The organism is Sphingobium sp. UBA5915, from assembly GCF_002431195.1.
Classification (GTDB): Bacteria; Pseudomonadota; Alphaproteobacteria; order Sphingomonadales; family Sphingomonadaceae; genus Sphingobium; species Sphingobium soli.
Map to the genome: position 1 here is coordinate 1 of NZ_DJDV01000057.1, position 26,907 is coordinate 26,907.

At 62.8% G+C, this 26,907-nt stretch carries 23 protein-coding genes; 8 read left to right on the forward strand and 15 right to left on the reverse strand.

The genetic code is table 11. From position 1 onward, the window contains the following. Positions 1 to 393, reverse strand: a 393-nt coding sequence (locus tag B2V90_RS09115) for a biotin/lipoyl-containing protein (protein WP_293920949.1), incomplete at its 3' end; no start/stop codon positions are given. Positions 394 to 418: 25 nt separating this feature from the next. Between B2V90_RS09115 and B2V90_RS09120 the strand changes: the two genes are divergently transcribed. Then, positions 419 to 874, forward strand: a complete 456-nt coding sequence (locus B2V90_RS09120; protein ID WP_009821886.1) for a universal stress protein — start codon at positions 419 to 421, stop codon at positions 872 to 874. Between the two features lie 85 nt (positions 875 to 959). Here the strand turns inward: B2V90_RS09120 and rnr are convergent, their stop codons facing one another. Further along, positions 960 to 3,260: a ribonuclease R gene (gene rnr / locus B2V90_RS09125; protein ID WP_228222372.1), complete on the reverse strand. Its 2,301-nt coding sequence runs from the start codon at positions 3,258 to 3,260 to the stop codon at positions 960 to 962. Positions 3,261 to 3,356: 96 nt separating this feature from the next. Between rnr and B2V90_RS09130 the strand changes: the two genes are divergently transcribed. Next, entirely contained in the window at positions 3,357 to 4,424 is a 1,068-nt protein-coding gene (locus B2V90_RS09130) for a PA0069 family radical SAM protein (protein ID WP_228222371.1), read from the forward strand. A gap of 244 nt (positions 4,425 to 4,668) precedes the next feature. Then, the gene (locus B2V90_RS09135; RefSeq protein WP_228222370.1) at positions 4,669 to 5,529 is read left to right on the forward strand and encodes a cobaltochelatase CobT-related protein; all 861 of its coding nucleotides are present in this window, start codon (positions 4,669 to 4,671) and stop codon (positions 5,527 to 5,529) included. Positions 5,530 to 5,601: 72 nt separating this feature from the next. On the opposite strand, the gene dnaE is transcribed toward B2V90_RS09135, so the two are convergent. Further along, complete coding sequence (dnaE, locus tag B2V90_RS09140; protein WP_228222369.1) at positions 5,602 to 9,147, reverse strand: DNA polymerase III subunit alpha; 3,546 nt, start codon at positions 9,145 to 9,147, stop codon at positions 5,602 to 5,604. Positions 9,148 to 9,294: 147 nt separating this feature from the next. Here dnaE and B2V90_RS09145 point away from each other — a divergent pair, with 147 nt between their 5' ends. Continuing rightward, positions 9,295 to 11,091 (forward strand): sensor domain-containing diguanylate cyclase, encoded by a 1,797-nt coding sequence (locus B2V90_RS09145; protein ID WP_228222368.1) that lies wholly within the window; start codon positions 9,295 to 9,297, stop codon positions 11,089 to 11,091. A 16-nt stretch (positions 11,092 to 11,107) separates the two neighbouring features. On the opposite strand, the gene B2V90_RS09150 is transcribed toward B2V90_RS09145, so the two are convergent. Together B2V90_RS09150 and B2V90_RS09155 are read right to left on the reverse strand one after the other, a co-directional pair. After that, the gene (locus B2V90_RS09150) at positions 11,108 to 11,785 is read right to left on the reverse strand and encodes an ABC transporter ATP-binding protein (RefSeq protein ID WP_228222367.1); all 678 of its coding nucleotides are present in this window, start codon (positions 11,783 to 11,785) and stop codon (positions 11,108 to 11,110) included. Then, positions 11,778 to 13,028 carry a lipoprotein-releasing ABC transporter permease subunit gene (locus B2V90_RS09155; protein WP_228222366.1) on the reverse strand — a complete coding sequence of 417 codons (1,251 nt, stop codon included), beginning with the start codon at positions 13,026 to 13,028 and terminating at the stop codon, positions 11,778 to 11,780. The genes B2V90_RS09150 and B2V90_RS09155 overlap by 8 nt, the downstream gene beginning before the upstream one ends. Positions 13,029 to 13,622: 594 nt before the next feature. Here B2V90_RS09155 and B2V90_RS09160 point away from each other — a divergent pair. Continuing rightward, positions 13,623 to 14,093 carry an Hsp20 family protein gene (locus B2V90_RS09160; protein WP_228222365.1) on the forward strand — a complete coding sequence of 157 codons (471 nt, stop codon included), beginning with the start codon at positions 13,623 to 13,625 and terminating at the stop codon, positions 14,091 to 14,093. Between the two features lie 125 nt (positions 14,094 to 14,218). Here B2V90_RS09160 and B2V90_RS09165 read toward each other — a convergent pair whose 3' ends face one another. The 8 genes from B2V90_RS09165 to ccmC form a co-directional block, all read right to left on the reverse strand. Then, the gene (locus B2V90_RS09165) at positions 14,219 to 16,147 is read right to left on the reverse strand and encodes a potassium transporter Kup (protein WP_228222364.1); all 1,929 of its coding nucleotides are present in this window, start codon (positions 16,145 to 16,147) and stop codon (positions 14,219 to 14,221) included. Between the two features lie 132 nt (positions 16,148 to 16,279). Further along, positions 16,280 to 16,924 carry a tetratricopeptide repeat protein gene (locus tag B2V90_RS09170; protein ID WP_228222363.1) on the reverse strand — a complete coding sequence of 215 codons (645 nt, stop codon included), beginning with the start codon at positions 16,922 to 16,924 and terminating at the stop codon, positions 16,280 to 16,282. After that, positions 16,921 to 17,328, reverse strand: a complete 408-nt coding sequence (locus B2V90_RS09175) for a cytochrome c-type biogenesis protein (RefSeq protein ID WP_228222362.1) — start codon at positions 17,326 to 17,328, stop codon at positions 16,921 to 16,923. Before B2V90_RS09175 ends, B2V90_RS09170 begins: the two co-directional genes overlap by 4 nt. Next, on the reverse strand, positions 17,325 to 17,852 hold the full coding sequence (locus tag B2V90_RS09180) for a redoxin family protein (protein ID WP_228222361.1): 528 nt from the start codon (positions 17,850 to 17,852) through the stop codon (positions 17,325 to 17,327). The genes B2V90_RS09175 and B2V90_RS09180 overlap by 4 nt, the downstream gene beginning before the upstream one ends. After that, positions 17,849 to 19,777, reverse strand: a complete 1,929-nt coding sequence (locus tag B2V90_RS09185) for a heme lyase CcmF/NrfE family subunit (RefSeq protein WP_228222360.1) — start codon at positions 19,775 to 19,777, stop codon at positions 17,849 to 17,851. The genes B2V90_RS09180 and B2V90_RS09185 overlap by 4 nt, the downstream gene beginning before the upstream one ends. Further along, a complete protein-coding gene (gene ccmE / locus B2V90_RS09190; RefSeq protein ID WP_228222359.1) occupies positions 19,774 to 20,220 on the reverse strand; it encodes a cytochrome c maturation protein CcmE in 447 nt (148 codons plus the stop codon). The genes B2V90_RS09185 and ccmE overlap by 4 nt, the downstream gene beginning before the upstream one ends. Continuing rightward, a complete protein-coding gene (locus tag B2V90_RS09195) occupies positions 20,217 to 20,348 on the reverse strand; it encodes a hypothetical protein (RefSeq protein ID WP_266103166.1) in 132 nt (43 codons plus the stop codon). Before B2V90_RS09195 ends, ccmE begins: the two co-directional genes overlap by 4 nt. Before the next feature lies 1 nt (position 20,349). Further along, the gene (ccmC, locus tag B2V90_RS09200) at positions 20,350 to 21,072 is read right to left on the reverse strand and encodes a heme ABC transporter permease CcmC (protein ID WP_009821903.1); all 723 of its coding nucleotides are present in this window, start codon (positions 21,070 to 21,072) and stop codon (positions 20,350 to 20,352) included. 202 nt (positions 21,073 to 21,274) lie between these two features. Here ccmC and purF point away from each other — a divergent pair, with 202 nt between their 5' ends. Next, positions 21,275 to 22,735 carry an amidophosphoribosyltransferase gene (gene purF / locus B2V90_RS09205; RefSeq protein WP_228222358.1) on the forward strand — a complete coding sequence of 487 codons (1,461 nt, stop codon included), beginning with the start codon at positions 21,275 to 21,277 and terminating at the stop codon, positions 22,733 to 22,735. A gap of 88 nt (positions 22,736 to 22,823) precedes the next feature. Continuing rightward, a complete protein-coding gene (locus tag B2V90_RS09210) occupies positions 22,824 to 23,537 on the forward strand; it encodes an SDR family NAD(P)-dependent oxidoreductase (RefSeq protein WP_228222357.1) in 714 nt (237 codons plus the stop codon). A 3-nt stretch (positions 23,538 to 23,540) separates the two neighbouring features. On the opposite strand, the gene B2V90_RS09215 is transcribed toward B2V90_RS09210, so the two are convergent. After that, positions 23,541 to 24,806, reverse strand: a complete 1,266-nt coding sequence (locus B2V90_RS09215; protein WP_228222356.1) for an SAM-dependent methyltransferase — start codon at positions 24,804 to 24,806, stop codon at positions 23,541 to 23,543. Between the two features lie 36 nt (positions 24,807 to 24,842). Continuing rightward, complete coding sequence (locus tag B2V90_RS09220; protein ID WP_228222355.1) at positions 24,843 to 26,219, reverse strand: cryptochrome/photolyase family protein; 1,377 nt, start codon at positions 26,217 to 26,219, stop codon at positions 24,843 to 24,845. 206 nt (positions 26,220 to 26,425) lie between these two features. Here B2V90_RS09220 and B2V90_RS09225 point away from each other — a divergent pair, with 206 nt between their 5' ends. After that, complete coding sequence (locus tag B2V90_RS09225; RefSeq protein ID WP_037542298.1) at positions 26,426 to 26,905, forward strand: RNA pyrophosphohydrolase; 480 nt, start codon at positions 26,426 to 26,428, stop codon at positions 26,903 to 26,905. Positions 26,906 to 26,907: the final 2 nt, after the last annotated feature.

Below are 26,907 nucleotides of genomic sequence, written 5' to 3' on the forward strand. Positions count from 1 at the left end.
CGACCTGATCGCGATCAGGTCGTTGACCGGAACGTCCGCGGCGCCCTCGGGCACGAGGATCTTGGCGAGGACGCCCTCGTCGATGGCCTCCACCTCCATGGTGGCCTTGTCGGTCTCGATCTCGGCGAGGATGTCGCCGGACTTGACCTCATCGCCTTCCTTCACCAGCCACTTGGCCAGCGTACCTTCCTCCATCGTCGGCGAAAGGGCGGGCATCTGGATTTTCTTGCTCATGTGCGGGGCCTCTTCTTCATTATCCGGCGGTCGCCATTTGTGGCCGTGTTTCCACCCATTCGCCGGATCGGTCAAGCAGCGGGTTGCAGAGCCGGCATTTATCACCCACATTTCACCGGACTGGTTCGTTGAGATCGGATTACCGACCTTTGCGGCCATGAGTTCAAAGCGGGGCGCTGAAATTATGCGGACATATCTGGTTGTTGTGGACGAATCGCCGGAGGCGGAAACCGCCTTGCGCTTCGCCGCCCGACGTGCGGCCAAGACTGGCGGCGCGGTACGCATCCTGGCGCTGATCCCGCCGGCCGAATTCGTGCAGTGGGGCGGCGTTCAGGCGACGATGGAGGATGAAGCGCTGCAACGCGCCGAAGCGCTGGTGACCAGTGCGGCCGGCACGCTCAGCGACGAATCCGGCATCCGTCCCAGCATCACCGTGCGTCAGGGCGACGCCGTCGCCGTCGTCCGCAAGACGCTGGAGGAAATGGAGGATGTCGCCGCCCTGGTCCTGGGCGCGGCGGCCACGGGCAACCCCGGCAAGCTCGTCAGCCATTTCGCTGGCGCCGACGCGGGCAAGCTGCCCTGCCCTATCATGGTCATTCCAGGTGGCCTGGATGGTGAGGCGATCGACCGGCTGAGCTAATTCCAAAATCCGGTCATTTCGAGCGTGCCGAGAAACGGAAGCGCCGCGCCATCGGCATCTCGCCTCCGCTCGAAGCGGGCGCGAGTCAGTTTCGGTGTCTGCCCCGCTTGCCGCCGATATGGCGGATATTGGTGGGGCGTCCCCGCTTGATGTCCGGTCGCGTGCGATCCCGCTTCATCGGCGCGCCGCGCGGCGCGGGGCTGTCGGGCAGTTCGAAGCGCAAGGATCCATTGATCGGGTCCGCATCCGCCAGCCGCAACTCCAGCCTCTGCCCCACCGTATAGCGGTCGCCGCTCTCTACCCCCTGCAAGGCGCGACCAGCCTCGTCATAAAAGAAATGCTCGGTGCCCATGGTCGACACTGGCACCAGCCCGTCGCCGCCCAGCCCTTCCACCGTGGCAAAAAAGCCGAAATTCTGCACGCCGGTGATCCGCGCGGGCATCACTTCACCGACATGCGCCGCCAGATAGGCCGCGACATAGCGGTCGATCGTCTCTCGCTCCGCCTCCATCGCGCGCCGCTCATGGCCCGAAATCATTTCGCCCACGCGCCCCATATTCTCATAATCGTCCTGGCTGAGCGACGAACGATCCGGAACGTCCCTGCCCTTGGGCGCGGGCAGGTCCAGCCCGTATGCACCGACCAGCGCCCGGTGCACCAGCAAATCCGCATAGCGCCGAATGGGCGAAGTGAAATGCGCATAGCTGCCCAGCGCCAGCCCGAAATGCCCCATATTCTGCGGCGCATAATAGGCCTGGGTCTGGCTGCGCAGGATCATCTCCATGATCTGCGGCTTCTCCTCCGCCTCGCCGATCTTGGCGATCAACTGGTTGAAGGTTGAGGGCTTCACCACCTGCCCCAGCGCGAAGCCGATGTCGAAGGTCGCCAGATAATCCTTCAGCGCCACCAGCTTTTCGCGGCTCGGCGGTTCATGCACCCGGTACATGACCGGCGCCTTCTTCTGCTCCAGCGCCTTGGCCGCCGCGACATTGGCGGCGATCATATAATCCTCGATCAGCATATGCGCGTCGAGCCGCTCGCGCACCGCAACGCTCACGATCTTGCCCGCCTCGTCCAGCACCACCCGCCTTTCGGGCAGGTCCAGCGCCAGCGGATCGCGCGCCTTGCGCGCCTTTTGCAGCAAAGCCCAACAGGCCCAGAGCGGTTTCAAGGCCGGCTCCAGCAGCGCACTGTCCTTTGTCCCGTCAATCGCCGCCTGAGCATCCTCATAGGCCAGCACCGCCGCCACCCGGATCACCGCGCGCGTAAAGCGCCATGCCGTCACCTTGCCCTGCGCATTGATCGTCAGATGGCACGCCATCGCCGCCCGGTCCTCCCCAGCGCGCAGCGAGCACATATCGGATGACAATTGATGCGGCAGCATCGGCACGACCAGATCGGGGAAATAGACGCTGTTGCCCCGTTTGCGCGCTTCCTTGTCCAGCGCGCTGCCGGGGCGGACATAATAGCTGACGTCCGCAATCGCCACGATCGCCTTATATCCCCCCGGATTGCCCTCGTCCTCGTCGGGCGCGGCCCAGACTGCATCGTCATGGTCGCGCGCATCGACCGGGTCGATCGCCACGATCGGAAGGTGCCGCAGATCCTCGCGCTTGTCCTCATGCAGGGGCAGCGCCGCGACGGTCAGCGCATCGTCCTCGACCCGGTCGGGAAAGACGTGGGGAATGCCATGTTTGTGAATGGCGATCAGGCTGAAGCTGCGCGGCGCAAAGGGATCGCCCAGAATTTCCGTCACCCGCGCCGAAATGCGGGGCGGCCGGCCATGCGCCTCGGCCAGCACCAGGTCGCCGGGCCGGGCTTCGCCTGCGTCGCTGATCGGCGTGTCCTTGCGGATGCGCTTGTCGACGGGGCGCAGCCACAACTTGCCGTCGGCCATCTCCTCGACCACGCCCAGCAATTCCTCGCTCGCTTTCGCCAGCTTCTTCATCGGGTGGGCGATCCAGCCACGCCCGGCCTCCTCCGTGCGCGCCAAGATGCGGTCGCCGATGGTGAGCGCCCCGCGTTTACCCCGCTCGACGATACGCAACCGGGGCGCAGGCTGTCCCTCCGCGTCCCATTTTTCCGGCGTCGCGATCAGGGTCGTGTCGTCCACATCGACGATGCGCAGCACCGTCACCTTGGGCACGCCTCCCATTTTGTGAAAGGCGCGCGCCGGACCAATGTCGATCAATCCTTCATCGGCCATGTCCTTGAGCAGCGCCTTGAGCGCAATCTTCTCCTGCCCCTTGAGGCCAAAGGCCTTGGCAATCTCCCGCTTGCCCGCGGGCGTATCAGCTTCGGCGATGAAATCCATCACCTGCTGACGGGTGGGCAGGCCGGCAGGGCGGACCTTGGCGGGTTTCTTCTGTTTCTGGTTGGAAGCCATCTTCCCGCTATAGGGACGCCCGCCCCCGCGCGCCAGTGCCGCACCATCACCCTGCGAGCGCTTGCGAATGTTCTCTTATTGTTCTAGCATGTGGTCATGGTGGCGGAAAAGGGCAGGGGCGCGACATTGAACGGCGAAAGCCGCCGTTTCGCTTTGCCCGAACGCCAGGCCGATGGCGACTGGCTCGACATGGCGGAAGCGATCGACGGGGCGCAACCGCGCCTGCGTACCCACGTCACGGTCGAACATCCCCGCACCATCATCGCCCGCAACAGCTCGCCCGACATCGCTTTCTCGCAATCGATCAACGCCTATCGCGGCTGCGAACATGGCTGCATCTATTGTTTCGCGCGGCCGACCCATGCCTATCTCGATCTCTCGCCGGGGCTGGATTTCGAAAGTCGGCTCTTCGCCAAGCCCGATGCCGCCGCCCTGCTGCGCAAGGAACTGGGCAAGCGCGGCTACATCGTCAGCCCCATCGCCATGGGCACCAATACCGATCCCTATCAGCCGATCGAGAAGGATTGGCGCATCACGCAGCAGGTGCTGGAAGTGTTTGTCGAAACCCGGCACCCGACCTTCATCACCACCAAGTCCGACCGCATCCTGCAGGACATCGACCTGCTCGCCGATCTGGCGCGCGACAATCTGGTCGCGGTAATGATTTCGGTGACGACGCTCGATCCCAGGGTCGCTCGCACGCTGGAGCCTCGCGCCGCTCATCCCGAAAAGCGCCTCGCCGCCATTGCCCGGCTGGCGGATGCGGGCGTGCCCGTATCGGCCAATATGTCGCCCATCATTCCGGCGATCAACGACCATGAAATCGAAAGCGTCGTCGCCCGCGTCGCCGCCGCCGGCGCGCGCGACGTCAGCTATATCCTCGTACGCCTGCCCCACGAAGTCGCCCCCCTCTTCCGCGCGTGGCTGGACGAACATCACCCGGACCGCGCGGGCAAAGTCATGGCCATCATCCGCGACCTGCGCGGCGGCCGCGACAATGATCCCCATTTCGGCAGCCGGATGAAGGGGCAAGGCGTCTGGGCCGACCTCATCCGCACGCGGTTTATCAAGGCCAGGCGCAAGGCAGGACTGGGCGGCGAGAAACTGGCGCTGCGCACCGATCTGTTCCGCCCGCCCGAGGGCGCACAGATGCGATTATTCTGATGGCAGGAGAGAAGCGCCCCGATAGCAGGAAGCAACTAAACGCCACCTCTTGCCTCATGCGCGCGCAGGCGGAGATCCATCTCCCTCTCATGATGCGCGGGAAAAGGTCAGAGGATGGCTTTCTGGCTGTATGGTAAGGACTAAATTGGGTGGTTTGCCGACTGACCGATTTTGGGCCGCACCTCCTGCAAAGCAGACGTCGGGCTACTGGCGACGCGGCCTGATCCACGTTAGACCTGCTGCCATGCCTGTTCCCGTCTATCATCCTTACACTACCAAGTTCGATATTGAGATCGATGCCGATCATCTTGATCAGGTTCTTGGTCCATTAACGACCACGAATGCCAAGGCCGTGGCTGATGCTTGGGACGTGGTTCAGACGGGTCTCCTTGCTTGGAGAACAAAGCTTCATCTAACGGCCGCCGACGCCGATGCCCGTATCAGAAACCAGTTGAGCAAAGATCAACTGACCGGCACAGTGGTCACCCTCTTATTCGATCAATCAGGATCGATGAGAGGCCAAAAAATGCTATTTTCGGCTGCAACCGCAGACATCATTCAAGAGTTCCTGATTACCCTTGGTGTTTCGTGCGAAGTCTTGGGATTTACCACTTCGCGTTGGAAGGGCGGTCGTTCCCGCAAACGGTGGAAATGGCGCTTTCGGCCTCGCAACCCTGGGCGTTTGAATGACCTGTTGCACATCATATATCGTAGCGCCACTGACAACCGTGCCAGCACAGGCGGTTGGGTTTACAGGCAAATGCTTCGCCATGATCTGACGAAGGAAAATATTGACGGTGAAGCAATCCAGTGGGCAGCTAATCGCCTCATCGACCATCCAGCAAATCGTAAGATATTGATCGTCCTTTCTGACGGAGCACCAGTGGATGACTCTACGCTTTTAGAAAACGGGCCGACGTATCTGTTCGATCATCTGCATGACGTAGTTAGCCATATTATATCGGACTCTCGAATATGCATCGCGTCATTAGGGATTGGTTTTCGACCGCATGATTTTTACCCCCAATCAAGCTACGTCGAATCTCCAAAGGATATGGGAAATGCGCTGGTCGTCCTTTTAGAGAGCTTATTGACGAGAAGCTAAACGCGTCTGCTTTTCGGCGACATTAAACTCACTTCAAACGGCCACAAATGGTCGATGGTTGCCACGAAACCCTCACCCTACCAGCCGCATGCCCGACCGGCGCGTTCGCGTGCGGTAGCCGTCAGCCTTCACGTCCATCCGCTCGAACTTGTGGATCGTCAGCCCCCTGATGGTCGCGATCGCGTCCACCTGATCCGCGCCCAGGCTATATCCATCACCCACGAAGACGCGCGCCGCCTGTCCGTCGCTTAACTGCGCGCGCAGGAAGACTTCGCTGCGGCCGCCACCCGCGCCGGCCAGTAGCGCTGCCAGCGCCTCGACGGCGTCCGTCGTCTCGACGTCCACCGTCAACTCCATGCGCGATGCGCTGGCGATCGCGCGGAAGGGCTCGACGCTGCGCACGGTCACGCGTGGCGTTTCCTCGCCCGGCAGGCGATCCAGCTCGACGATCAGCAGCGCGCAGTCGCCATCGCGCGCCAGTTCCTCGATTGCCTTGCAACCATCCTCATCGAAGCAACTCGCCTGGAACTGGCCGCTCTGGTCGGAAAAGGTCGCGCTGGCGTAGCGCGCGCCGCGCTTGGTCTCGCGCCAGCGCACATCCTCGACCATCGCCGCCATGATCGTCATCGCCCGGCCTTCCGCATTGGCTGCGGGCATCGGGGACTGACAGATAAGGCCATAGCTGCGTGCGCCGCGCGCGTCGGCCAGATGCTTGTAGCGGTCCACCGGATGGGCCGAGAAATAAAAGCCGAACGCCTCCTTTTCCTGCGCCATGCGGTCCGCCACGGTCCAGGCCTGATGCGGCGGAATGCGCACATCGGCATGGGGTGTTTCAACGTCGCCGAACAGCCCCCCCTGTCCGCTTTCGCGCGCGGCGGCATTGCTGGAGGCGACGGACAGGATCGTCTCGGCCGCGGCATGAACGCCCGCGCGGTCGGCATGGATACCATCGAACGCGCCCGCCGCCGCCAGGCTTTCCAGCTGCCGCCGGTTAAGCAAGCGCGGCTCGATACGGTCGGCGAAATCGTCGAGGCTCTTGAAAGCACCGCCCTTGTTGCGCTCCTCGACAAGCTGCTCCATCGCCTTTTCGCCCACGCCCTTCAGGCCGCCCAGCGCATAGCGCACGGCAAAGCCCAATCGCGCGTCTTCGCCCTCATAAGCGACCGGCTCGACGGTGAAATCCGCCTCGCTGCGGTTGATGTCGGGCGCAAGGCAGGTCAGCCCCATGCGCCGCATATCATCGACGAACACCGTCAGCTTTTCGGTGAGGTGGATGTCGAACGCCATCGATCCGGCATAGAATTCGGCCGGGTAATGCGCCTTGAGCCACGCCGTTTGGTAGGCGAGCAGCGCATAGGCGGCGGCGTGAGACTTGTTGAAGCCATAGCCGGCGAACTTGTCGATCAAGTCGAACAGCTCGTTCGCCTTGGCGGCCGGAATGTCGCTTTTGGCGGCGCAGCCTTCAACGAAGCGGGCGCGCTGCGCATCCATCTCCGCTTTGATCTTCTTGCCCATGGCGCGGCGGAGCAAGTCCGCATCGCCCAGGCTGTAGCCGGCCAATATCTGCGCCGCCTGCATTACCTGTTCCTGATAGACGAAGATGCCATAGGTTTCTTCGAGGATCGGTTTCAGGAGAATGTGCGGATATTCAATATCTTCCTGGCCATTCTTGCGACGGCCGAACATCGGAATATTGTCCATCGGGCCGGGGCGATAGAGCGACACCAGCGCGATGATGTCGCCGAAATTGGTCGGACGCACTGCCGCCAGCGTTTTGCGCATCCCTTCCGATTCCAGCTGGAACACGCCGACCGTATCGCCCCGCTGGAGCAGGTCATAGACCGCCGTGTCGTCCCAGGCGAGCGTGTCGAGATCGACCGTCACACCTCGTGCGCTCAGCAACTGCACCGCCTTCTGCAACACCGACAATGTCTTGAGGCCGAGAAAGTCGAACTTCACCAGTCCCGCGCCTTCGACATATTTCATGTCGAACTGCGTTACCGGCATGTCGGAGCGCGGATCGCGATAGAGCGGCACCAGTTGGCTCAGCGGCCGGTCGCCAATCACCACGCCCGCCGCGTGGGTGGAGCTGTGGCGCGGGAAGCCCTCCAGCTTCATCGCATAGTCGATCAGGCGCTTGACCTGATTATCATTGTCATATTCGGCCTTGAACTCGCTGACGCCATTCAGGGACCGTTCCAACGTCCAGGGGTCGGTGGGGTGATTGGGCACCAGCTTGGCGAGCCGGTCCACTTGCCCATAGCTCATCTGGAGCACGCGGCCGGTGTCCTTCAGCACCGCGCGCGCCTTCAGCTTACCGAAGGTGATGATCTGCGCCACATGGTCCGCGCCATATTTCTGCTGTACGTAACGGATCACCTCGCCCCGCCGCGTTTCGCAAAAGTCGATGTCGAAGTCGGGCATCGACACACGCTCGGGATTGAGGAAGCGCTCGAACAGCAGCCCGAGTTGCAATGGGTCCAGGTCGGTGATGGTGAGCGCCCAGGCAACCAGCGACCCCGCGCCCGATCCGCGCCCCGGCCCCACCGGAATATCCTGCTCTTTGGCCCATTTGATGAAGTCAGCAACGATCAGGAAATAGCCGGGAAAGCCCATCTGGATGATGATGTCGGTCTCGAACGTCAGCCGTTCATAATAGGGCCGCCGCATCTCCTCGCCCAATATGCCGGCCTTTTCCAGCCGCGCTTCCAGCCCCGCCGCCGCTTGATCCCGCAGCATCGCGGCCTCCCCCTCGATATCGCCGGCGAGGCTGGGGAGGATCGGCTTGCGCTTGGGGGCGGCCACGGCGCAGCGCTGCGCCACTACCAGCGTATTGGCCAGCGCTTCAGGCAGATCCTCGAACAGCCGCTTCATTTCGGCCGCCGGCTTCATCCAGGCGTCGGGCGAGCTTCTGCGACGGTCGGCGGTGTCCACATAGGCGCTGTCGGCGATGCACAGCATCACGTCATGGGCTTCATGGAAGTGCGGTTCGGTAAAGCAGGTGGGATTGGTTGCCACCAGGGGCAGGCCGCGATCATAGGCAAGATCGAGCAGCGCCGCTTCCGCCTTGCCCTCCACCGGGTCGAGCCGGCGGCAGATTTCAACGTAGAGCCGGTCGGGGAACAGCGCCTCCAGCCGCTCGGCATAGGCCAGGGCAGCGTCGGGCTGGTCCTCCGCGAACAGACGCGCCAAGGCGCCCTCTCCGCCCGCCGTCAGGGCGATGACGCCGTCGGTGCGCCCTTCCAGCGCGTCGAGCGTCACATGCGGCACCTCCTCCACCGGCCGGTCGAGATGCGCCATCGACACCAGAGCGCAGATATTGTCATAGCCGCGCGCATCCTGCGCATAGAGCGTGATCCAGTCATGCACTTGCGCCGCATTGGCGGGACGGCCCGGGCGCAACACGCCCAGCATCGCCCCGATAATCGGCTGCACGCCCTCGCCTTTGCAAGCGTCGGAAAAGGCCATGGACCCGTAAAGTCCGTTGCGGTCGGTGATCGCCGCTGCCGGAAAACCCAGCGCCCGCGCCTGCTTGGCGATCTTCTTGGGATCGATCGCCCCTTCCAGCATGGTGAAGGAGGAAAAGATGCGAAGCGGAACGAAGGCGGCATGGGACATGGCGGCACCTTAGGCGTCGAGCATGAGTCGGCGCCAGCCCCCGACGCGCGAAAGCTGTGGACGAAAGGAGGACGATGGGATCGCACATCCGTCCACTTCGCTGTCATGCTTAATCAATCGCCAACTTCTGGCCGGTAGATTGCCGCCATGCGGCTTTCCACGATTACCAACTGGGCCTATGGCGCCACCGTCGCGCTGACCCTCGTGTCCGGCGCCACCATGCTGCTCGCCTCGTCCGTCGAGGAGCAGGAGCGTGCCGCCGTTACCCAGCGCGCGACCTTCGACCAGCTTACCGCCACGCTGGAAGAGGATGTCTATCGCCTTAGCGAACAGGCGCGCGGCTTCGTCGTCACCGGCAACCCCAGCCACCTGATCGCCTATCGCCGTGAACGTGACGGTTTGCGGTCGGTTGAGGAGCGCGTTCGTCATCTCAAGGATGCCGGCGCCAGCTACAGCGAACTTCAGGCATTGCGGCAGGGCATCCATTGGGCGGATGCGCTGATCGAGGAGCAGGAAGCAGCGCTGAAGGCCGCGCAAAGCGGTGACGCGCAATCCGCGCGCGCCATCCTGTTCGGCGACGAATATGGGCGGGAAATGGACCGGGTCGCCGCCCAGATCGCCCGCTTCCAATATATGCTGGACCAACGCACGGATCAGGCGGTCGCCCGCGCCACCGAAAGCGCGCGGCTATGGCGCACCATGTCGGAAATCATGCTGGCCGCCACAGCGCTGCTGTTCCTGTGCGTCCTCTATTTCGTTCTCAAGCAACGCATTCTTCGCCCCGTGGTGCGGCTGAGCGATGTCGTGACCCGACTGGCGGCGCAGGATTATGACGCGATCCCGCCCGAAATGGCGCATGTCGATGAAATAGGCGATATGGCGCAGGCGATCCGGATCTTCCGGGAAAATGGCCTGGAACGCCAAAGGCTGGAACGCGAACGCGCCATCGACCACCGGATGCGCGATCTTCTGTCCCGCCTGACGCAACGGCTACAGGGCTGTGACGACACCGCCGATCTGGTCGGAGTCGTGCGCCGATTCGTGCCCGAAATAACGCCCGACTTTCCGGGCAAGCTGTACATCTACGATGCACGGCGCAATGCGATGGCCCAGGCCTGCGAATGGCTGGACCCCACGCATTCGGTGACGGAATTTGCGCCTTCGGCCTGCTGGGCGCTGCGCCGGGGCCAGACTCATCGACCCGTTGGCGACATGGTCGATATTCCATGCGAGCATCTGAACGCGCAGGGCGGTGTCCAGACGATCTGCATCCCCCTCACAGCGCAGGGTGAGAGCATCGGCCTTCTCTATTTCGAGGAACCTGCGGGCGCGAGCGCAACGCACCTGGAGCGCAGCGGCACCTATCTGGAGATGCTGGCGGAAAATATCGGTCTTGCGCTTTCCAACCTGCGCCTGCGCGACGTGCTGCGCGACATGGCGATGGTCGATCCACTGACCGGCCTGCCCAATCGCCGGCAGTTCGACCTGCTGTTCAGCAGGCTGGCGCAGGAGGCTGATCGCAACGCCACGCCGCTCTCCTGTCTGATGATCGACATCGACCATTTCAAGCAATTTAACGACAATCATGGGCATGATGCCGGTGATGCGATCCTGCGCGCGGTGGGCGCTTTACTGAACGATTCTCTGCGCGAGGAAGGGCACGCTTTTCGGCTAGGTGGTGAGGAATTCGTCGTCCTGATGCCGGGCTTCTCGCTGGATCGGTCCCTGGCCCGCGCGGAACAGATACAGAAACAGTTGCAGGATCTGCGCGTCGATCATGGCGGCACGGCGCTGGGACCTGTGACCGCAAGTTTCGGCCTGTCAGCCTTTCCCGATCATGGCCGCGCCGACCGCCTCCTCAAAACCGCCGACGCTGCGCTGCTGCGTGCCAAGGCGCAGGGGCGCGATCGGGTGTTGGTCGCGGCGATGCGGGACGCGGCCTGAGACGCGATCATTGGCGTCAGGCCGTTTGCAAACGGCCTTCGTGCAATCGCACCACCCGGTCCATTTTCTGCGCCAGCCGCTCATTGTGCGTGGCGACCAGCGCCGCGGAGCCTTCGCCTCTGACCAGCCGCAGGAATTCGGCCAGGACCACGTCGGCCGTGCGCTCGTCCAGATTGCCCGTCGGCTCGTCCGCCAGCACCAGCGCCGGCCGGTTCGCCAGCGCGCGGGCCACGGCGACGCGCTGCTGCTCGCCACCCGACAATTGGCTGGGACGATGGTCCAGCCTATGGCCAAGCCCCAGCGACGTCAGCAGGGATTCCGCGCGCGCCTGCGCGCTCTTCATGTCCGCATCGCGAATGACCTGTGGCAACACGACATTTTCGGTCGCGTTGAAATCGGGCAGGAGATGATGGAATTGATAGACGAAGCCCAGCGCATCGCGGCGCAGCCGGGTGCGTCCATCATTGTCGAGCTTTGCCGCTTCTTCGCCAGCGATACGGATCGACCCTTCAAATCCACCCTCCAGCAGACCGACCGCCTGCAACAGTGTCGATTTGCCTGACCCCGAAGGACCGAGCAGTGCCACGATCTCGCCCTCACCCACGCGCAGATCGACCCCGCGCAGCACGTCGATCGTCACGCCGCCCTGGGTGAAGCTGCGCGCAAGGTCGGTGACTTTGAGAACATCATTCATAACGCAGCACCTGGACCGGATCGGTATTGGCGGCCTTGAAGGCCGGATAGAGGGTGGCGAGGAAGCTAAACAACAGCGCCATGACGCATATCACCGCGATTTCGACCGGATCGGGCTGCGACGGCAATTCGGTCAGGAAGCGGATCGAGGGGTCCCACAGATTCTGACCGGTCACGAACTGGATGGCATTGACCACACTCTGCCGGAAAAAGAGGAAGGTGAAGCCCAATATCATGCCGGCCACCATGCCGAGCGTGCCGATGGTGACGCCGACCGTCATGAAAATCTTGACCAGTCCCGCCCTGCTCGCCCCCATGGTGCGCAGGATCGCGATGTCGCGTGTCTTTGCGCGCACCAGCATGATGAGCGAGGACAGGATGTTGAACACGGCGACGAGCACGATGATCGACAGGACGACGAACATCGCCACCCGTTCGACCGCCAGCGCCTCGAACAGGGACGCATTCATCTGCCGCCAGTCGGTGATGACCGCACGGCCGGCGACCTTTGCCGCCAGCGGCTCCAATATCTGACCGACCCTGTCCGGATTGACCGTCTCCACCTCGATCATGCCGACGACATTGCCCAGCAGGAGAAGCGTCTGCGCATCCTCCACCGGCATCACGACCATCGCCTTGTCATAATCATAGATGCCGACCTCGAAGATGGCCGACACCTGGTAGGATATCTGCCGCGGCACAGTTCCGAAGGGAGTCGATCGGCCCGCAGGATTGATGATGGTCAGACTGTCGCCCAGCTGGACGCCCAGATTTTCAGCAAGCCGCGACCCGATGCCGACTTTTCCCGCGCCCGGCGTCAGGCTGTCTAGACTGCCGGCCAGCACCTTTCCCTTCAGCGTTTTGTTCGCGCGAATGTCGGGCACGGTCATGCCCCGGACCAGAACCGCTTCGACCCGGCCGTTGAACGTCGCCAGCAAAGGCTGCTCGATCATCGGCGTCGCGCTGGTGACGCCCGGCGTCGCCTTTGCCTGCTTCAGGATGGACTGCCAGTCCGGCAGCCGCCCGCCATAGCCCTGCACCACGGCATGGCCGTTCAAACCGACAATCTTGTCGAACAGTTCGGCACGAAAGCCATTCATCACGCTCATGACGATGATGAGCGCCGCAACGCCCAGCATGACCGCGACCAGGCTGATGCCCGCAACCAGGAAGATGAAGCCCTCGCCCTTGCCCGGCAGCAAATAGCGCTTGGCAATCATGCGTTCGTAACGGGAAAGAATCATGTGGCGCGAACGGCCCTTCGATGGTGGTTTGCAGCAGGCTCTAGGACCGGCCGGGACCCACGGCAAGCATTGCCGGATTGTTGCATCGTCGCCACAGGGTCGCACCGAAAATCACAACGTCCCGATTTTGCCCGTGACTCGCCGTCGCAGCAAGCATAGCAAGACAGTCGAAGCACAGGTGAAAGGCCGTGGTTCAGGGATACTGCATCCCGCTTCGAGCTTAGGGGGCTAAGAAGTGGTTGAGGCAGGCCAAGGGGGAGACGAGCAATCGTCCATTAAGCACCCGGATCATGAAAGCATGATCCGGGTGCTTTTTCTTTAGCACGACCATCCTGGCCTTTCGGCGTCTTGGCCGTTGCTTGCTGCGACACAACAAACTTCAATATTGCCATTGCGAAATGCCTTTGGCGGACCGCCGCATAATCGGTTCCGCGCAATGGATCGCGCCGAATGCCTGGGCATATTCGGGCCTCTTGAAAGCGGCATTCGTCAAACCATATCCCAATCGTCCGGCCGCCTCATGGGGCCGGGCATGGTATCGCCGGACGCCGGTGTGACGGGTTCGGCATGGTTCATTTTGCTCTTTAGGAGATTATGACGATGCGTGCTTTTGACTTGACCCCCTATCGCCGCTCGACCGTGGGCTTCGATCGTCTGTTCGACCTGATCGAAAATAATGCCCGGTTGCAGCAGAGCGACAATTATCCGCCCTTCAACATTGAGCGGCTATCCGAGGATCGCTACCGCGTGACCCTCGCCGTGGCGGGTTTCCGCTCTGAGGAGATCGACATTACCGCGCAGCAGAATCTGCTGCAGGTGATCGGCCGCAAGGACGATACGGCGGCGGATCGTTCCAAATTCCTGCATGTCGGCATCGCGAACCGCAGCTTTGAACGCCGCTTCGAACTGGCGGACTTCGTGCGCGTGGAAAAGGCCGACCTTGCGGACGGTCTGCTGGTGATCGAACTGGTGCGCGAAGTGCCCGAAGCGATGAAGCCCAAGAAGATCGCCATCAATGGCGGTCAGCTGGTCGACATCAACGCGACGGATCGCGACGCCGCCTGATCGGTGGATAATAAGAGAATGTGGGGCGCGACCTTCTTGGTCGCGCCCTTTTTATAGGCCGATTTCAGAAACGATGGATGGCCATCGTTCACCTCTGAACGGTGTGAACTTCGCAGATCGCAGCGTCAGATTTCAACCTGACTGCCCAGTTCGACGACGCGGTTGGTAGGTAGGCGGAAAAATTCCATCGCACTTTCCGCATTCCGCAGCATCCAGGCAAAGATCTTTTCCCGCCACAGCGGCATGCCGGGTTTGGCCGACGGCAACAGGGTCTGCCGCGCCAGAAAGAAGCTGGTGTCCATCATTTTGAACGCCTGACCGCATCCCGTGACATTCTTGAGCGCGGCCGGCACGTCGGGCTCCTGCATGAAACCATATTGAAGAATCAGGCGGAAAAATCCCCGGCCCAGATCTTCCAGCTTCGCACGCCCCTCATCCTCGACGACCGGCACGTCCTTGATCTTGACCGTCAGCAGGATCACCCGCTCGTGCAGCACCTTGTTGTGCTTCAAATTGTGCAGCAGCGCATGGGGCACGCCGTCCGGCGTTGACGTCATGAACACGGCCGTGCCCGGCACGCGCACGGCGCTGTTGGCAGCGGACGCAACAAAGACCGGTATCGGCATTGCCGCCTCGCGCAAGCGGTCCTGCACCAGCCTGCGCCCGCGCGACCAGGTCGTGAGCAAGGTAAACACGATGAAGCCGATCAACAGCGGGAACCATCCGCCATCGGGCACCTTCGTCATGTTGGCGGCCAGATAGGCGCCGTCGACCAGGAAGAACACCGCCAGCAGGGGCGCGGCATAATACCATTTCCAGCGCCACAGCCGATACAGCAGCACGGTCAGCAGCAAATTGTCGATGAACATCGCGCCAGTGACCGCGATGCCATAGGCCGCCGTCAGGTTGGACGAAGTCCGGAACACCAGCACCAGCAGGATGACCATCGTCATCAGCCCCCAGTTGATGAGGGGGATATAGATCTGCCCCGCCGCCGATGCGCTGGTATGCGAAATGCGCAGCCGCGGCATGAAGCCGAGCTGGATCGCCTGCTGCGTCACCGAAAAGGCACCCGATATGACGGCTTGCGACGCAATGATCGCCGCCATGGTGGCGAGGATGACCAGCGGCAACTGACCCCATTGCGGGGCGAGATTGTAGAAAGGGCTGTCCAGGGCAGCCGCACCGTCGCGGAACAGCAAGGCGCCCTGCCCCATATAGTTCATCATCAAGGCCGGCAGGACGAAGGCGAGCCATGACACTCGAATCGGGCTGCGGCCGAAATGCCCCATGTCGGCATAGAGCGCCTCAGCGCCCGTCACGGCCAGCACGACCGAACCCAGGGCCAGGAACGCTGGCAGCGGATCGGTGACGAAGAACATGAACGCCCAATAGGGATTGAGCGCGAACAGGATGCCGGGCGTCTGAAGGATCGAAATCACGCCAAGGGTCGCGATCGTCACGAAATAGGTGAGCATGATCGGGCCGAACAGCGATGCAACCCGATTTGTGCCCAGCCCCTGTATCCAGAATAAGCCGAGCAGGATGAGGATTGCCACCGGCAGGATCATCGGCGCAAGGTTGGGATTATAGACCGCGATACCCTCAACCGCCGACAGCACCGAAACCGCTGGCGTGATCATCGAGTCGCCATAGAACAGCGCGGTGGCGAACACGCCCAGCAATACAATGCCCCGCGACCAGCGCTGCGTCTTCGTCTGGCCGTTGATCAGCGCGAGCAGCGCCAGGCTGCCGCCCTCGCCCTTATTGTCCGCACGCATGATGATGCTGACATATTTGAGCGTGACCACCAGCATCATCGACCAGAACATCAGGCTGATGACGCCCAATATATGATCCGGATCGAGATCAAGGTGGTGATGGCCCGCAAAGGTCTCCCGGAACGCATAGAGCGGGCTGGTGCCGATGTCGCCGAACACGATGCCGATCGCGCCGACTACCAGCTTCGCCGTGGCCTTCTGCCGCACATGGCCGTGACCGCCCTCTCCTTCTTCCGAAGACGAAGGAGCGGTATTGGGAAGAAGATCAGCCATGAATGATATGCCGAATGGTCATACTCGTCTGGACACCCACCCGGGGGCTTGGGCGGAAAAGTCCGCTACCCCCGCAAACCGCCGCGCCCTATCACGGCTCCTGCCGCCGTGCAACGCGAACGCTGCACCGCATCATGGCTGACCAGCCTCACCACCCGCCAGCATGGCGTCGATACGCGCGATATTGCTTTCAAGTTCCTTACGCACTTCACTGTCAGCTGGCGCACGCGCGACCAGCTGCGCCCACAGGTCGCGCGCCGCCTGCAACTGTCCTGCGCGGGCCAGCGCCAAACCGTAAAAATAGCGCGGCGCCGGCGCTTCAGGGTCGATAGACAAGGCCCTGCGATAGGCAAACTGCGCGCCGGGCGAGAGCACGCCATCGCCATGCGCAACCAAGGCATTGCCCAGCCCCAGCCATAAATTCGGGTCGTCGGGCTGATCACGCAGGGCCGACAGCAGCACATTGGCGGCCGCCTTGGTCTTGCCCTGCCGTGCGAGCCCGTCGGACAACATCATCCATTGCGCCGCTGGGCCAAATCGTTCGGCCAGGCCACGCCGTTTTTGCGCAAGCGCCTCGTCAAACGGCTGCCCATCGGCTTCGGCAACCCGGCGAGGCGCCCCGGCAAGCCCGGGATTGCCCTGCCACGCATAGCCAGCCAGCCCCAGCAGCAGGGCGGCGGCGCTGATTTCCCATGCTGATCGAGGGATACGGCCAAGCAACAGAAGCCCGACCAAAACCAGTGCCGCCAATGCAGAAGCGATGAGCCAACCGGTCACGACCTGCTCCTCCTGATCCGACCGCGCATGAGGACAAGCCCCAAAGCCAGCAGGACCAGCGGCGCCGCCCACAGCGGCCACAGAATCGGATCGGCGCTTGGCGCATAGCTGACCCAATCGCCGTAGCGCGCCACCAGCCAGGCCCGTATCGCTTCGGGCCTTTCCCCCGCCATGATGCGCTCGCGTATCTGCGATCGCATGTCGGCCGCCATGCTGGCATTGGAATCGGCGATCGACTGGCTCTGGCAGGTGAGACAGCGAATGGTTTCCATCAGTGCCTTTGCAGCGCGCTCCTGCCGCGCATCGGGTATCTGCCGGTCGGCCCATGGTGCGGGCGGCAGCGCGGTCTGTGCCAGCGCCGGCGCGGCGGCAAACGCCAGAAACAAGGCGAGCAGCGCCTTCATCGAGCATCCTCCAGCCGCGCCAAAATTGTCGGCACGTCATCGGCGCGGATTTCTCCGATATGCTGATAGGCGATGCGCCCCCGTCCATCGATCACGAATGTTTCCGGGACGCCGGAAGACCCAAGCGCGATCTGGACGGCGCTGCGCGCGTCCAACCCGATCCGCTGATAGGGGTTGCCGTTGCGTGCCAGAAACGCGTCGACATCGCTCCGCGCATCGCGGATGGCGATGGCGTCGATGGCAACGCCGGCCTGCTTCAATGCCATCAACTGGGGCGCTTCGACCATACAGGGCACGCACCAGCTGGCAAAGATGTTGAGGAGCCGGGGCTGGCCGCTGATCATAGCCTCGCTGCTAAGGCCGGGACGATCGCTCGCGGCGGCGGGGAGATCAAAGGCCGGGAGGGGCTGACCGACCAGCCTTGAATGGATGATGCGATCATCCGGCTGGAACAGGCCGCTGGCGAACAGGCCGATGAACGCCACAAACAGCAGCAGCGGCAACCAGATCAGGATCCGCCTCATGCCACCGCCCTCCGACCACGCCATTTCACCAGCCATCCGCGCCGTTCGTGCCCGACCAGCGCCAGCGCGCCACCCAAGGCGATCAGCACGCCGCCAAACCAGATCAACGTCACAAACGGTTTCCACCAGATGCGCAGCTGCCAGCGGCCGCCTTCAACCTCTTCGCCCAGCACGACATAGAGCTGGCCATCCCATCGCGTCAGCAACGCCGCTTCGCTCGTGGTGGTCGGTGGCGACGTGAAGAAACGGGACTGGGGGCGCATCATCACCGCGCGCCCGCCGCGATCGACCGCCATATCCGCTTGCAGCGCCGTCCAATTGTCGCCAGCCAGCGGCATGATTTTAACGAAGCGCAGCGTCCAACCGGCCGTGCGAATCGCTTCCCCCGGTCGCGCCGCGACCAGTTTTTCAACCGTGAAGGCCGAATCGCATGCCATGCCCGCCAGGCTGACAGCGCAGCCCAGATGGGCGATCACCATACCCCAGGTGAACAAGGGGGTACGCAGCAGCTTGCGCTTCCAGAGCGGCGCCAAGCTCGCAATGCCGACACCAATGGCAACAGTCAGCCCGAAAAAGGGCAGCGTACCGATCCGCCCCCACGCGACCGCCGCTATGATCGCGGCTGCAATCGCACCACCCGTCGCCGGAATGACCAGACGCCTGCCCACCGCCGGCAGCCGATCGCGCCGCCACCGGGTCAGCGGCCCTACCGCCATTGCGATCATCAACGTCAGCGCGATCGGCCCGGCGATCCGGTCAAAATAGGGCGCACCCACCGAAACCTTATGGTCAAAGGCTTCGGTCATCAGGGGGTAGAGTGTCCCGATAAGCACGATCCCCAAAATCACCGACAGCAGGAGATTGTTCACCACCAGCAGCGTTTCACGACTGACCAGTTCGAACGGCGCGCCTTCCCGCACCGACCCGATGCGCCAGCCAAACAGCGCCAACGCGCCGCCGATATAGATAGCGAGCAGCGCGAGGATGAAGCTGCCCCGCTCGGGATCGACAGCGAACGCGTGGACGCTCGTCAAGATGCCCGACCGCACCAGGAATGTGCCGACCATCGACATGGAAAAGGCGACCACCGCCAGCATGATGGTCCACGCGCGCAGGCCATCGCGCGTCGCCAATACCGTGACGCTGTGCAGCAAGGCCGTGGCCGCCAGCCATGGCATCAGCGAGGCATTTTCCACCGGGTCCCAGAACCACCAGCCGCCCCAGCCCAGCTCATAATAAGCCCAATAGCTGCCCGCCGTGATGCCGAGCGTCAGCAATATCCAAGCGCCCAATACCCAGGGACGCATCGCCCGCGCGAAGGCAGCATCGACCGCGCGGGTCAGCAACGCGCCGACCGCGAAGGAAAAGGCGACTGACAGGCCGACATAGCCGAGGTAAAGCGTAGGCGGATGGAAGGCGAGACCGGGGTCCTGCAACAGCGGATTGAGGCCCTGGCCGTCAGGCGGCGGCGGGTCGACTCGCGCGAAGGGATTGGACGAAAACAGCAGGAAGGCGTAGAAACCCAAGGAAATGGCCGCTTGTGCGCCCAATGTCGCCATATGCGTGTCGCGCCGCAAGGCCCGCTCGAACAGGGCGACGGCGCCGCCCGCCACGCCCATCACCGCGACCCACAGCAGCATCGACCCTTCATGATTGCCCCAGGTGCCTGCGAATTTGTACAGCCAGGGCTTGGCCGAATGGCTGTTCATTGCGACCAGCAGCACCGACATGTCCGACCGCAGGAAAAGGGTGATGAGCAGCGCGAAGGCAAGCGCCGTCAGCCCGCCCTGCGCGACCGCGACCGGACGCATGGCAGCCAGCAATTCCACCTTGCCGCCTTTCAGGCCCGCGAATGCGAGGAACAGCTGATGCAGCGCGAGGGACGCGGCGAGCCAGAGGGCGATAAGACCGGCTTCGGCGATCAAGGCTTCACCTTCAGCTGATGCGTGGTTTCATTATACTGCATCCCCTCCAGTTCCCGCGGCATATAGCGTTCGTCATGCTTGGCGAGCAGATTGGTCGCGACGAAGGTTCCCTGGTTGTCGAAGGCGCCTTCCGCAACGACCCCGCTGCCCTCCTTGAACAGGTCGGGCGCGATGCCGCTAAAGGTCGCCGGCACCGTTGCCTTCCCATCGGTGACATCGAACCGGATGGTGACGCCATCGGCTGCCCGCTTCAGGCTTCCCTTCACCACCATGCCGCCCAGCCGGATCGCGCGGCCCGGCTCCACGCCCTTGGCCTCGACGTCGGCGGGCGCATAAAAATAGGCGGCTTCGTCCTTGAGCGCCGACGCGGCGAGCAACCCCGCGCCGACGATGGCAGCCAGCGCAACAAGCGCCAGCACCAGCCTTTGATGCTTTGCCTTCATGGTCTGTCCGACAGCCGTTCCGCTGCGCGTTCAGCGCACGCCATCGCGCGCCAGCTTAGGAAACTCATGACAATTGTCGCGATCGCCGTCACGGCATAGGCGGCAATCACGAAGGCCCACTGGTTCATTTTATCCTCTCGCCAGACGCTGCATCCGCGCCTCAACCTTGTTCTGCGCCAGGATCGCGCGCATCCGCATCAGCACGATCGCGCCGAACCAGAGGGAGAAGCCCAGCAAAGTCAGGCCCAAAGGCCACAGCAGCGCCGTTTCGATGGTAGAGCCACGCATCGTGATGCTCGGCCCTTGGTGCAGGCTGTTCCACCACACCACAGATCGGTTGATGATAGGAATGTTGACCGCGCCGACCAATCCAAAGATCGCCGTCACGCTGCTGACGCCGCCCTGCCCGTCGCGGGCGCTGGCATTGGCCAGCGCGATATAGCCCAGATAGAGGAACAGCAGCACCAGCATGGATGTCATGCGCCCGTCCCATTCCCACCAGGTGCCCCAGGTCGGCCGCCCCCAGATGGAGCCGGTCGCCAGGCAGATGGCCGTGAACAGGGCGCCGGGCGCCGCGATCGCCCGCCCAGCTATGGCTGCGAGCGGATGTCGCCAAACCAGCTGCATCAGAGCGGCAAGGGCGATCCCCGTCCAGCCGCCCATGCCCAGCCATGCGGCAGGGACATGGATATAGAGAATGCGTACCGTCTGTCCTTGAAGATAATCGGCCGGCGTCACCAGCAGTCCACAAACCGCGCCGATCAGGATCAGCATCAGTCCGGGCCAGAACAGCCACAGCGTTAATGGACGCGCGATCTTCAAGAAGCGGGCGGGGTTGGCGAAACGATGCATCAGGGCTGCGTGTGTAGCTGCGCCGAACGGACTGCGCCAGTAGGGCTTTTTGCCGATAGCGCAGAGCGAGAAACGCAGCGTTGTTGGCGTTTAGCCGGTTTTTTGTGACAAGGAGGCGACAAACCGCCCTCAAGCGACTATATGCGCGCTCAAAGGCGGCCCGGACGGGCGGCAAGAACGGCAACGGAACCGGTTCGCACCCATGATCACGACAAATCCCTTCGACGACGACAAGTTGCGCGAGGAATGCGGCATTTTCGGCGTCTCGCGCGCGGAAACGGCCTCCGCTATCGTCGCGCTCGGCCTCCACGCGCTCCAGCATCGCGGCCAGGAGGCCGCCGGCATCACCAGCTGGGACGGCCACGAATTCCATACCCATCGGGCGATGGGGCATGTCGCGGGTAATTTCGACCGCGACGATGTGATTCGCAGCCTCCCGGGCGAAAGCGCTTGCGGCCATGTTCGCTATTCCACCACCGGCGAAACATCGCTGCGCAACGTGCAGCCGCTATATGCCGAACTCAATTCCGGCGGCTTCTCCGTGGCGCATAACGGCAATATCTCCAACGCGATGAAGTTGCGCCGCGAACTGATTCGTCGCGGCTCTATCTTCCAGTCGACGTCCGACACCGAAGTCATCATCCATCTCGTGGCGACATCCAGCTACCGGACGCTGCTCGACAAGTTCATCGACGCCCTCAAGCAGGTGGAAGGCGCCTATTCGCTGATCGTCATGACGCCCGAAGGCATGATCGCTTGCCGTGATCCGCTGGGCATCCGCCCGCTGGTCATGGGCACGCTGGGCGACGCGACCATCTTCGCATCGGAAACGGTGGCGCTCGATGTGGTGGGCGCGGATTATGTCCGCACCGTCGAACCGGGCGAGTTGGTCATCGTCACCAACAGTGGTGAAATCCGGTCCCACCGCCCCTTCGGCGAAACCCATGCACGCCCCTGCATCTTCGAGCATGTCTATTTCAGCCGGCCCGATTCGATCGTGGACGGCTCCAGCGTCTATTCGGTGCGCAAGGCGATTGGCGCGCAGCTGGCGATCGAAAACCCCGTCGAGGCCGATTACGTCATCCCCGTGCCTGATAGCGGCGTGCCTGCCGCCATTGGCTATGCCCAGGAATCGGGCATTCCGTTTGAACTGGGCATCATCCGGTCGCACTATATCGGCCGCACCTTCATCCAGCCGGGCGATAAGGTCCGTCACTTGGGCGTGAAGCTCAAGCACAATGCCAATCGCGCGCTGATCGCGGGCAAGCGCATCGTGCTGATCGACGATTCGATCGTACGCGGCACCACCTCGCTCAAGATCGTGCAGATGATGCGTGAGGCCGGCGCTGCCGAAGTTCATATGCGCATCGCTTCGCCGCCGACCAAGCATAGCTGCTTCTATGGCGTAGACACGCCTGAGCGCACCAAGCTGCTCGCCCACCGGCTCGACATTGGCGGCATGCAGGACTTCATTCACGCCGACAGCCTGTCCTTCATCTCGATCGACGGCCTGTACAAGGCATTGGGCGAAGCGAAGCGGGCCGACATACGGCCGCAATATTGCGACGCCTGCTTCACCGGCGATTATCCGACCACGCTGACCGATCAGGACGAAGCGGTGGTTCAGAACCAGTTCGAACTGCTGGCCGAACGGGTCGTCTGACACGCGTAAAGGGGCAGCCCGCCATGGCCGCCCCTTCTTTCCAAACAAATGACAAGTCCGGCCCCCGGCCGGCAATGACGGGAGTGCCATGTCCAACCTTCCTCTTACCGGCAAGCTGGCACTCGTCACCGGCGCCAGTCGGGGCATTGGCGCCGCTACGGCCGAAGCGCTTGCCAAGGCAGGCGCGCACGTCATTTTGACCGCGCGAACGCCCGGCGCGCTGGAGGAAGTGGAAGAGCGTATCCATGCCACCGGCGGCAGCGCGACTATCGCGCCGCTGGACCTAATCGACGGCGACAGCATCGGCCGCCTGGCGCAGGCGATCGGGGGCCGCTGGTCCGCGCTGGATATCATGGTCCTAAATGCTGCGACGCTGGGGTCGCTGGCTGCTGTGCAGGCGATCGACGCTAAGGAATTTGCGCGCCTGCTGACGCTCAATATCGCCGCACCTCAGGCGTTGATCGCAGCGTTCGATTCCATGCTACGCGCAAGCAGCGACGCGCGCGTCGTCGCATTGACATCCTCTGTCGGAACGACACCGCGCGCCTATTGGGGCGCCTATGGCGCGTCCAAGGCGGCGCTGGAGACGCTGATTGGCGCCTATGGAGAGGAAGTGCGGAACATTTCCGCTATCCGCACCCATATCGTCGATCCCGGCGCGACCCGCACGGCCATGCGCGCCCGCGCCTATCCCGGCGAAGATCCCGCCACGCTCAAAGGTCCCGAAACAGTGGCCGACGCCATCGTCGATCTGGTGGTGCGCGATACGCCGACGGGCCACCGCATGCGCGTCGACGGCTGAGCGTTACGCAGGCTTCACCAATGTCACCTGCGCGACATCGATGCCGCCGCCGCGAAACCCGCCCTCGCAATACATGAGATAATAGCGCCACAACGCAACGAAATGCTGGTCAAAACCGGCTGGCAGCCGTCCTTCTTCAATGGCGCGATCAAAGCACTGCCGCCAACGGCGCAGCGTTTCGGCATAATGTAGACCGAACCTGCGTTCGTCGCGCCATTCAAGCCCCATCTCCTGCGCAATGCGCCGGAAACGGCTTTCCGAAATCAGCATGCCGCCGGGAAAGATATAGGTCTGGATGAAATCGACGCCGCGCGCATAGCGCTCGAAAATCGCGTCGTCGATCAGGATATACTGGATCGCAGCGCGGCCGCCGGGTTTCAGAAGCCGATAAATGGCCGCCAGATAATCGGGCCAATAACGCTGCCCCACCGCCTCCACCATCTCGACGCTGGCAATGCCGTCATAGACGCCCCTCGCGTCGCGATAATCCATCAACTCCACGCTGGCCCCTGACCCCAGCCGGTCGCGGGCATAGTCGGCCTGCTCGCTCGACAGCGTCAGGCCAGTGTAGCGCAGTGCTCGCCGTTCCATTGCCCGCTCCGCCAGCCCGCCCCAACCGCATCCAATTTCCAGCAATGCTTCGCCATCCTTGAGGGTCAGGCGATCGAGTATGGCATCGGCCTTGCGCAATTGCGCGGCTTCCAACGGTTCCAACCAATTGTCCGTATCAGCGAACAAGCCACTGGAATAGTGCATGTCTTCATCCAACCAAGGCTGGTAGAAATCATTGCCCAGATCATAATGAAAGGCGATATTGTGCCGTGACCCCGCCCTGCTGTTGCGGCGCAGCCAGTGCCATATGCGACCAATCCATCGGGTTGGCCCATGCGGCCTGGCAAGCTGGCCCAGGCTGACGGCATTGCGCATGAAAAGCGCAAAGAGCGGCACCGGATCAGGACTGGCCCATTCGCCCGCAGCCCAGGCGCGATACCAGCCCGCCGAGCCGCCGGTCGCCAATCGCACCAGAGCACGCCAGCTATGCAGATGAACGACGCAATCGGGTCCTGCCGCCCGACCGCCCAGCAGTCGGCGCGTACCATCCGGCAGGTCCGCTTCCAGTGATCCCGCCTCAAGACCCTGGTCGATCCGGTCCAGCATCTGATGAAACAGGGGCGCAACCCAACGAGAGATGCCGGCGCTCCCCGTAATGCGGGATTGCCTGAAGACGGACGGGGCCTGTCGGCCGCGGCGGGGATCGGTCGCGTTCATGGCTGCGATCCTGCCGCAAGCCATCGCGCGCTGCAATCATCCCTTGATGCGACGATAGGCCGCCAGCGCGCGTTCGCGCCCCGCCTTGTGGCCTATGATCTTGGCTGGATAATCGTCCGGCCGGGCGTCATGGGCATCGGGATCATGAATGACCTCATTCGACAAGGCGGCCAATTCCGGCACCCATCGGCGAATATAATCGCCTGCATCGAACTTTTCGGACTGGGTCAGCGGCGCCATGATGCGGCTGAACATATTGGCGTCGATCCCGCTGCCGGCGACCCACTGCCAATTGACGCTGTTATTGGCATAATCCGCGTCGACCAGCGTATCCCAGAACCATTTCGCGCCATGTCGCCAGTCGATCAGCAGATGCTTGATCAGGAAGCTGGCCGCGATCATGCGCACACGGTTATGCATCCATCCCGTGGTCCATAATTGCCGCATGCCAGCGTCGACAATGGGATAGCCGGTGCGCCCCTTCTTCCAGGCGATGAAATCGCCCCGCGCCTCCCGCAAGTCGCGCCAATCCATCCGGTCGAAGTCATCGCGCGCATTTTTCGACCCATAGGCGGGCATCTCGCAAATTTGCGTATGGGTATAATCCCGCCAGATCAGTTCCTTGAGGAATATCTCCGCGTCTGCGTTGGAAGCCGTCACCCGGTGCCAGACATAGGCAGGAGAGACTTCGCCATAGTGAAGGTGGGGCGACAGGCGGGACGTCCCCTCGACCGAGGGCAGGTTGCGCCCGGTAGGATAATCCCCAACCTCGTCGATGAACGCGGCGACATTGGCCCGCGCGCCGTCCTCGCCGGGCGTCCAGTCCTTTTTGAAACCGCCGGCCCAGTCAGGCTTGGTGGGCAACAGGCCCCAATCGCTCAACCGTTCGGTTTCCGGCCAGGATTCCGGCGCGTCGATGGTGGCGGGGGTCCGGTTCGGGGCTGCCGGCGGCATCTGTTCCATGACGGCACGGGCGAACGGTGTATAGATTTTATAGATGCCCCCCGATCCTGTTCGCACCGCACCTGGCGGCAGCAGCAAGATGCCATCATGCAGGCAAAGGTCCAGCGCCTTGGCGACGGCCTTTTCCGCATTGCGCCACCAGGGTTCATAATGGTGCAGCGCATGGACGCGTTCCGCTCCGCATTCTTTTGCCAATGCCTGAAGCACATCGGCGCTTTTGCCACGGCGCAGGGTCAGACGTGACCCCTTTTCCCGCAACGCCCTGTCCAGGCTGGCCAGACTATGGTGCAACCACCAGCGGGAAGCCCCGCCCATCGCCCATTGCCGCGGTGTATCGTCGTCCAGCACATAGACCGGGACAACCGGCCCCTCAGACGCTGCGGCGATAAGAGCGGCCTGATCGGAAAGGCGAAGATCCTGGCGGAACCAGAGCAGCACGGGAGCGGTCATTCGTATCCAATGCCGGGCAACATATCCCGGTTCCAAGCGTCCATTAGGGCAGCTTGTCGCAATTCGCCATGCGCAAGAGACGCGAGGCCGATTCGGCCCATGGACGATGCCAGAAGCCCGGTTTATCGTCGCGCAGCGTCTTTGAGACGCCGAAGGCGGCCTTGAGTACGAGCCGTCAGGACTATGGCAACTGGGGACTTACGACTTTGGCGTCCAAGGAACAGGAAATGGGGTATCGCCCCTGCGTCGGCATCATGCTCGTCAATACGGAAGGAAAGGTCTTTGTCGGCCAACGACTCGATAATGTCGTCGAGGCCTGGCAAATGCCGCAGGGTGGCATTGACGAGGGGGAAGATGCCAGGACAGCAGCGTTGCGCGAACTGCGCGAGGAAACGGGCATTGATCGCACGCATGTCGACATCATCGCCAAGGCGAAGGATGAGCATTTCTACGACCTGCCGCCCGAACTGATCGGAAAGCTTTGGGGCGGCAAATATCGCGGCCAGCGACAATATTGGTTCCTCGCCCGCTTTCTGGGACAGGACAGCGATATCGACATCGCAACCGATCATCCCGAGTTCCGGGCCTGGAAATGGGCTGCGCCGGAAACGCTGCCGGACCTCATCGTCCCGTTCAAGCGCAAGCTCTATCGCGACATCGTGCAGGAATTTCGGGCGCTTATCTGATC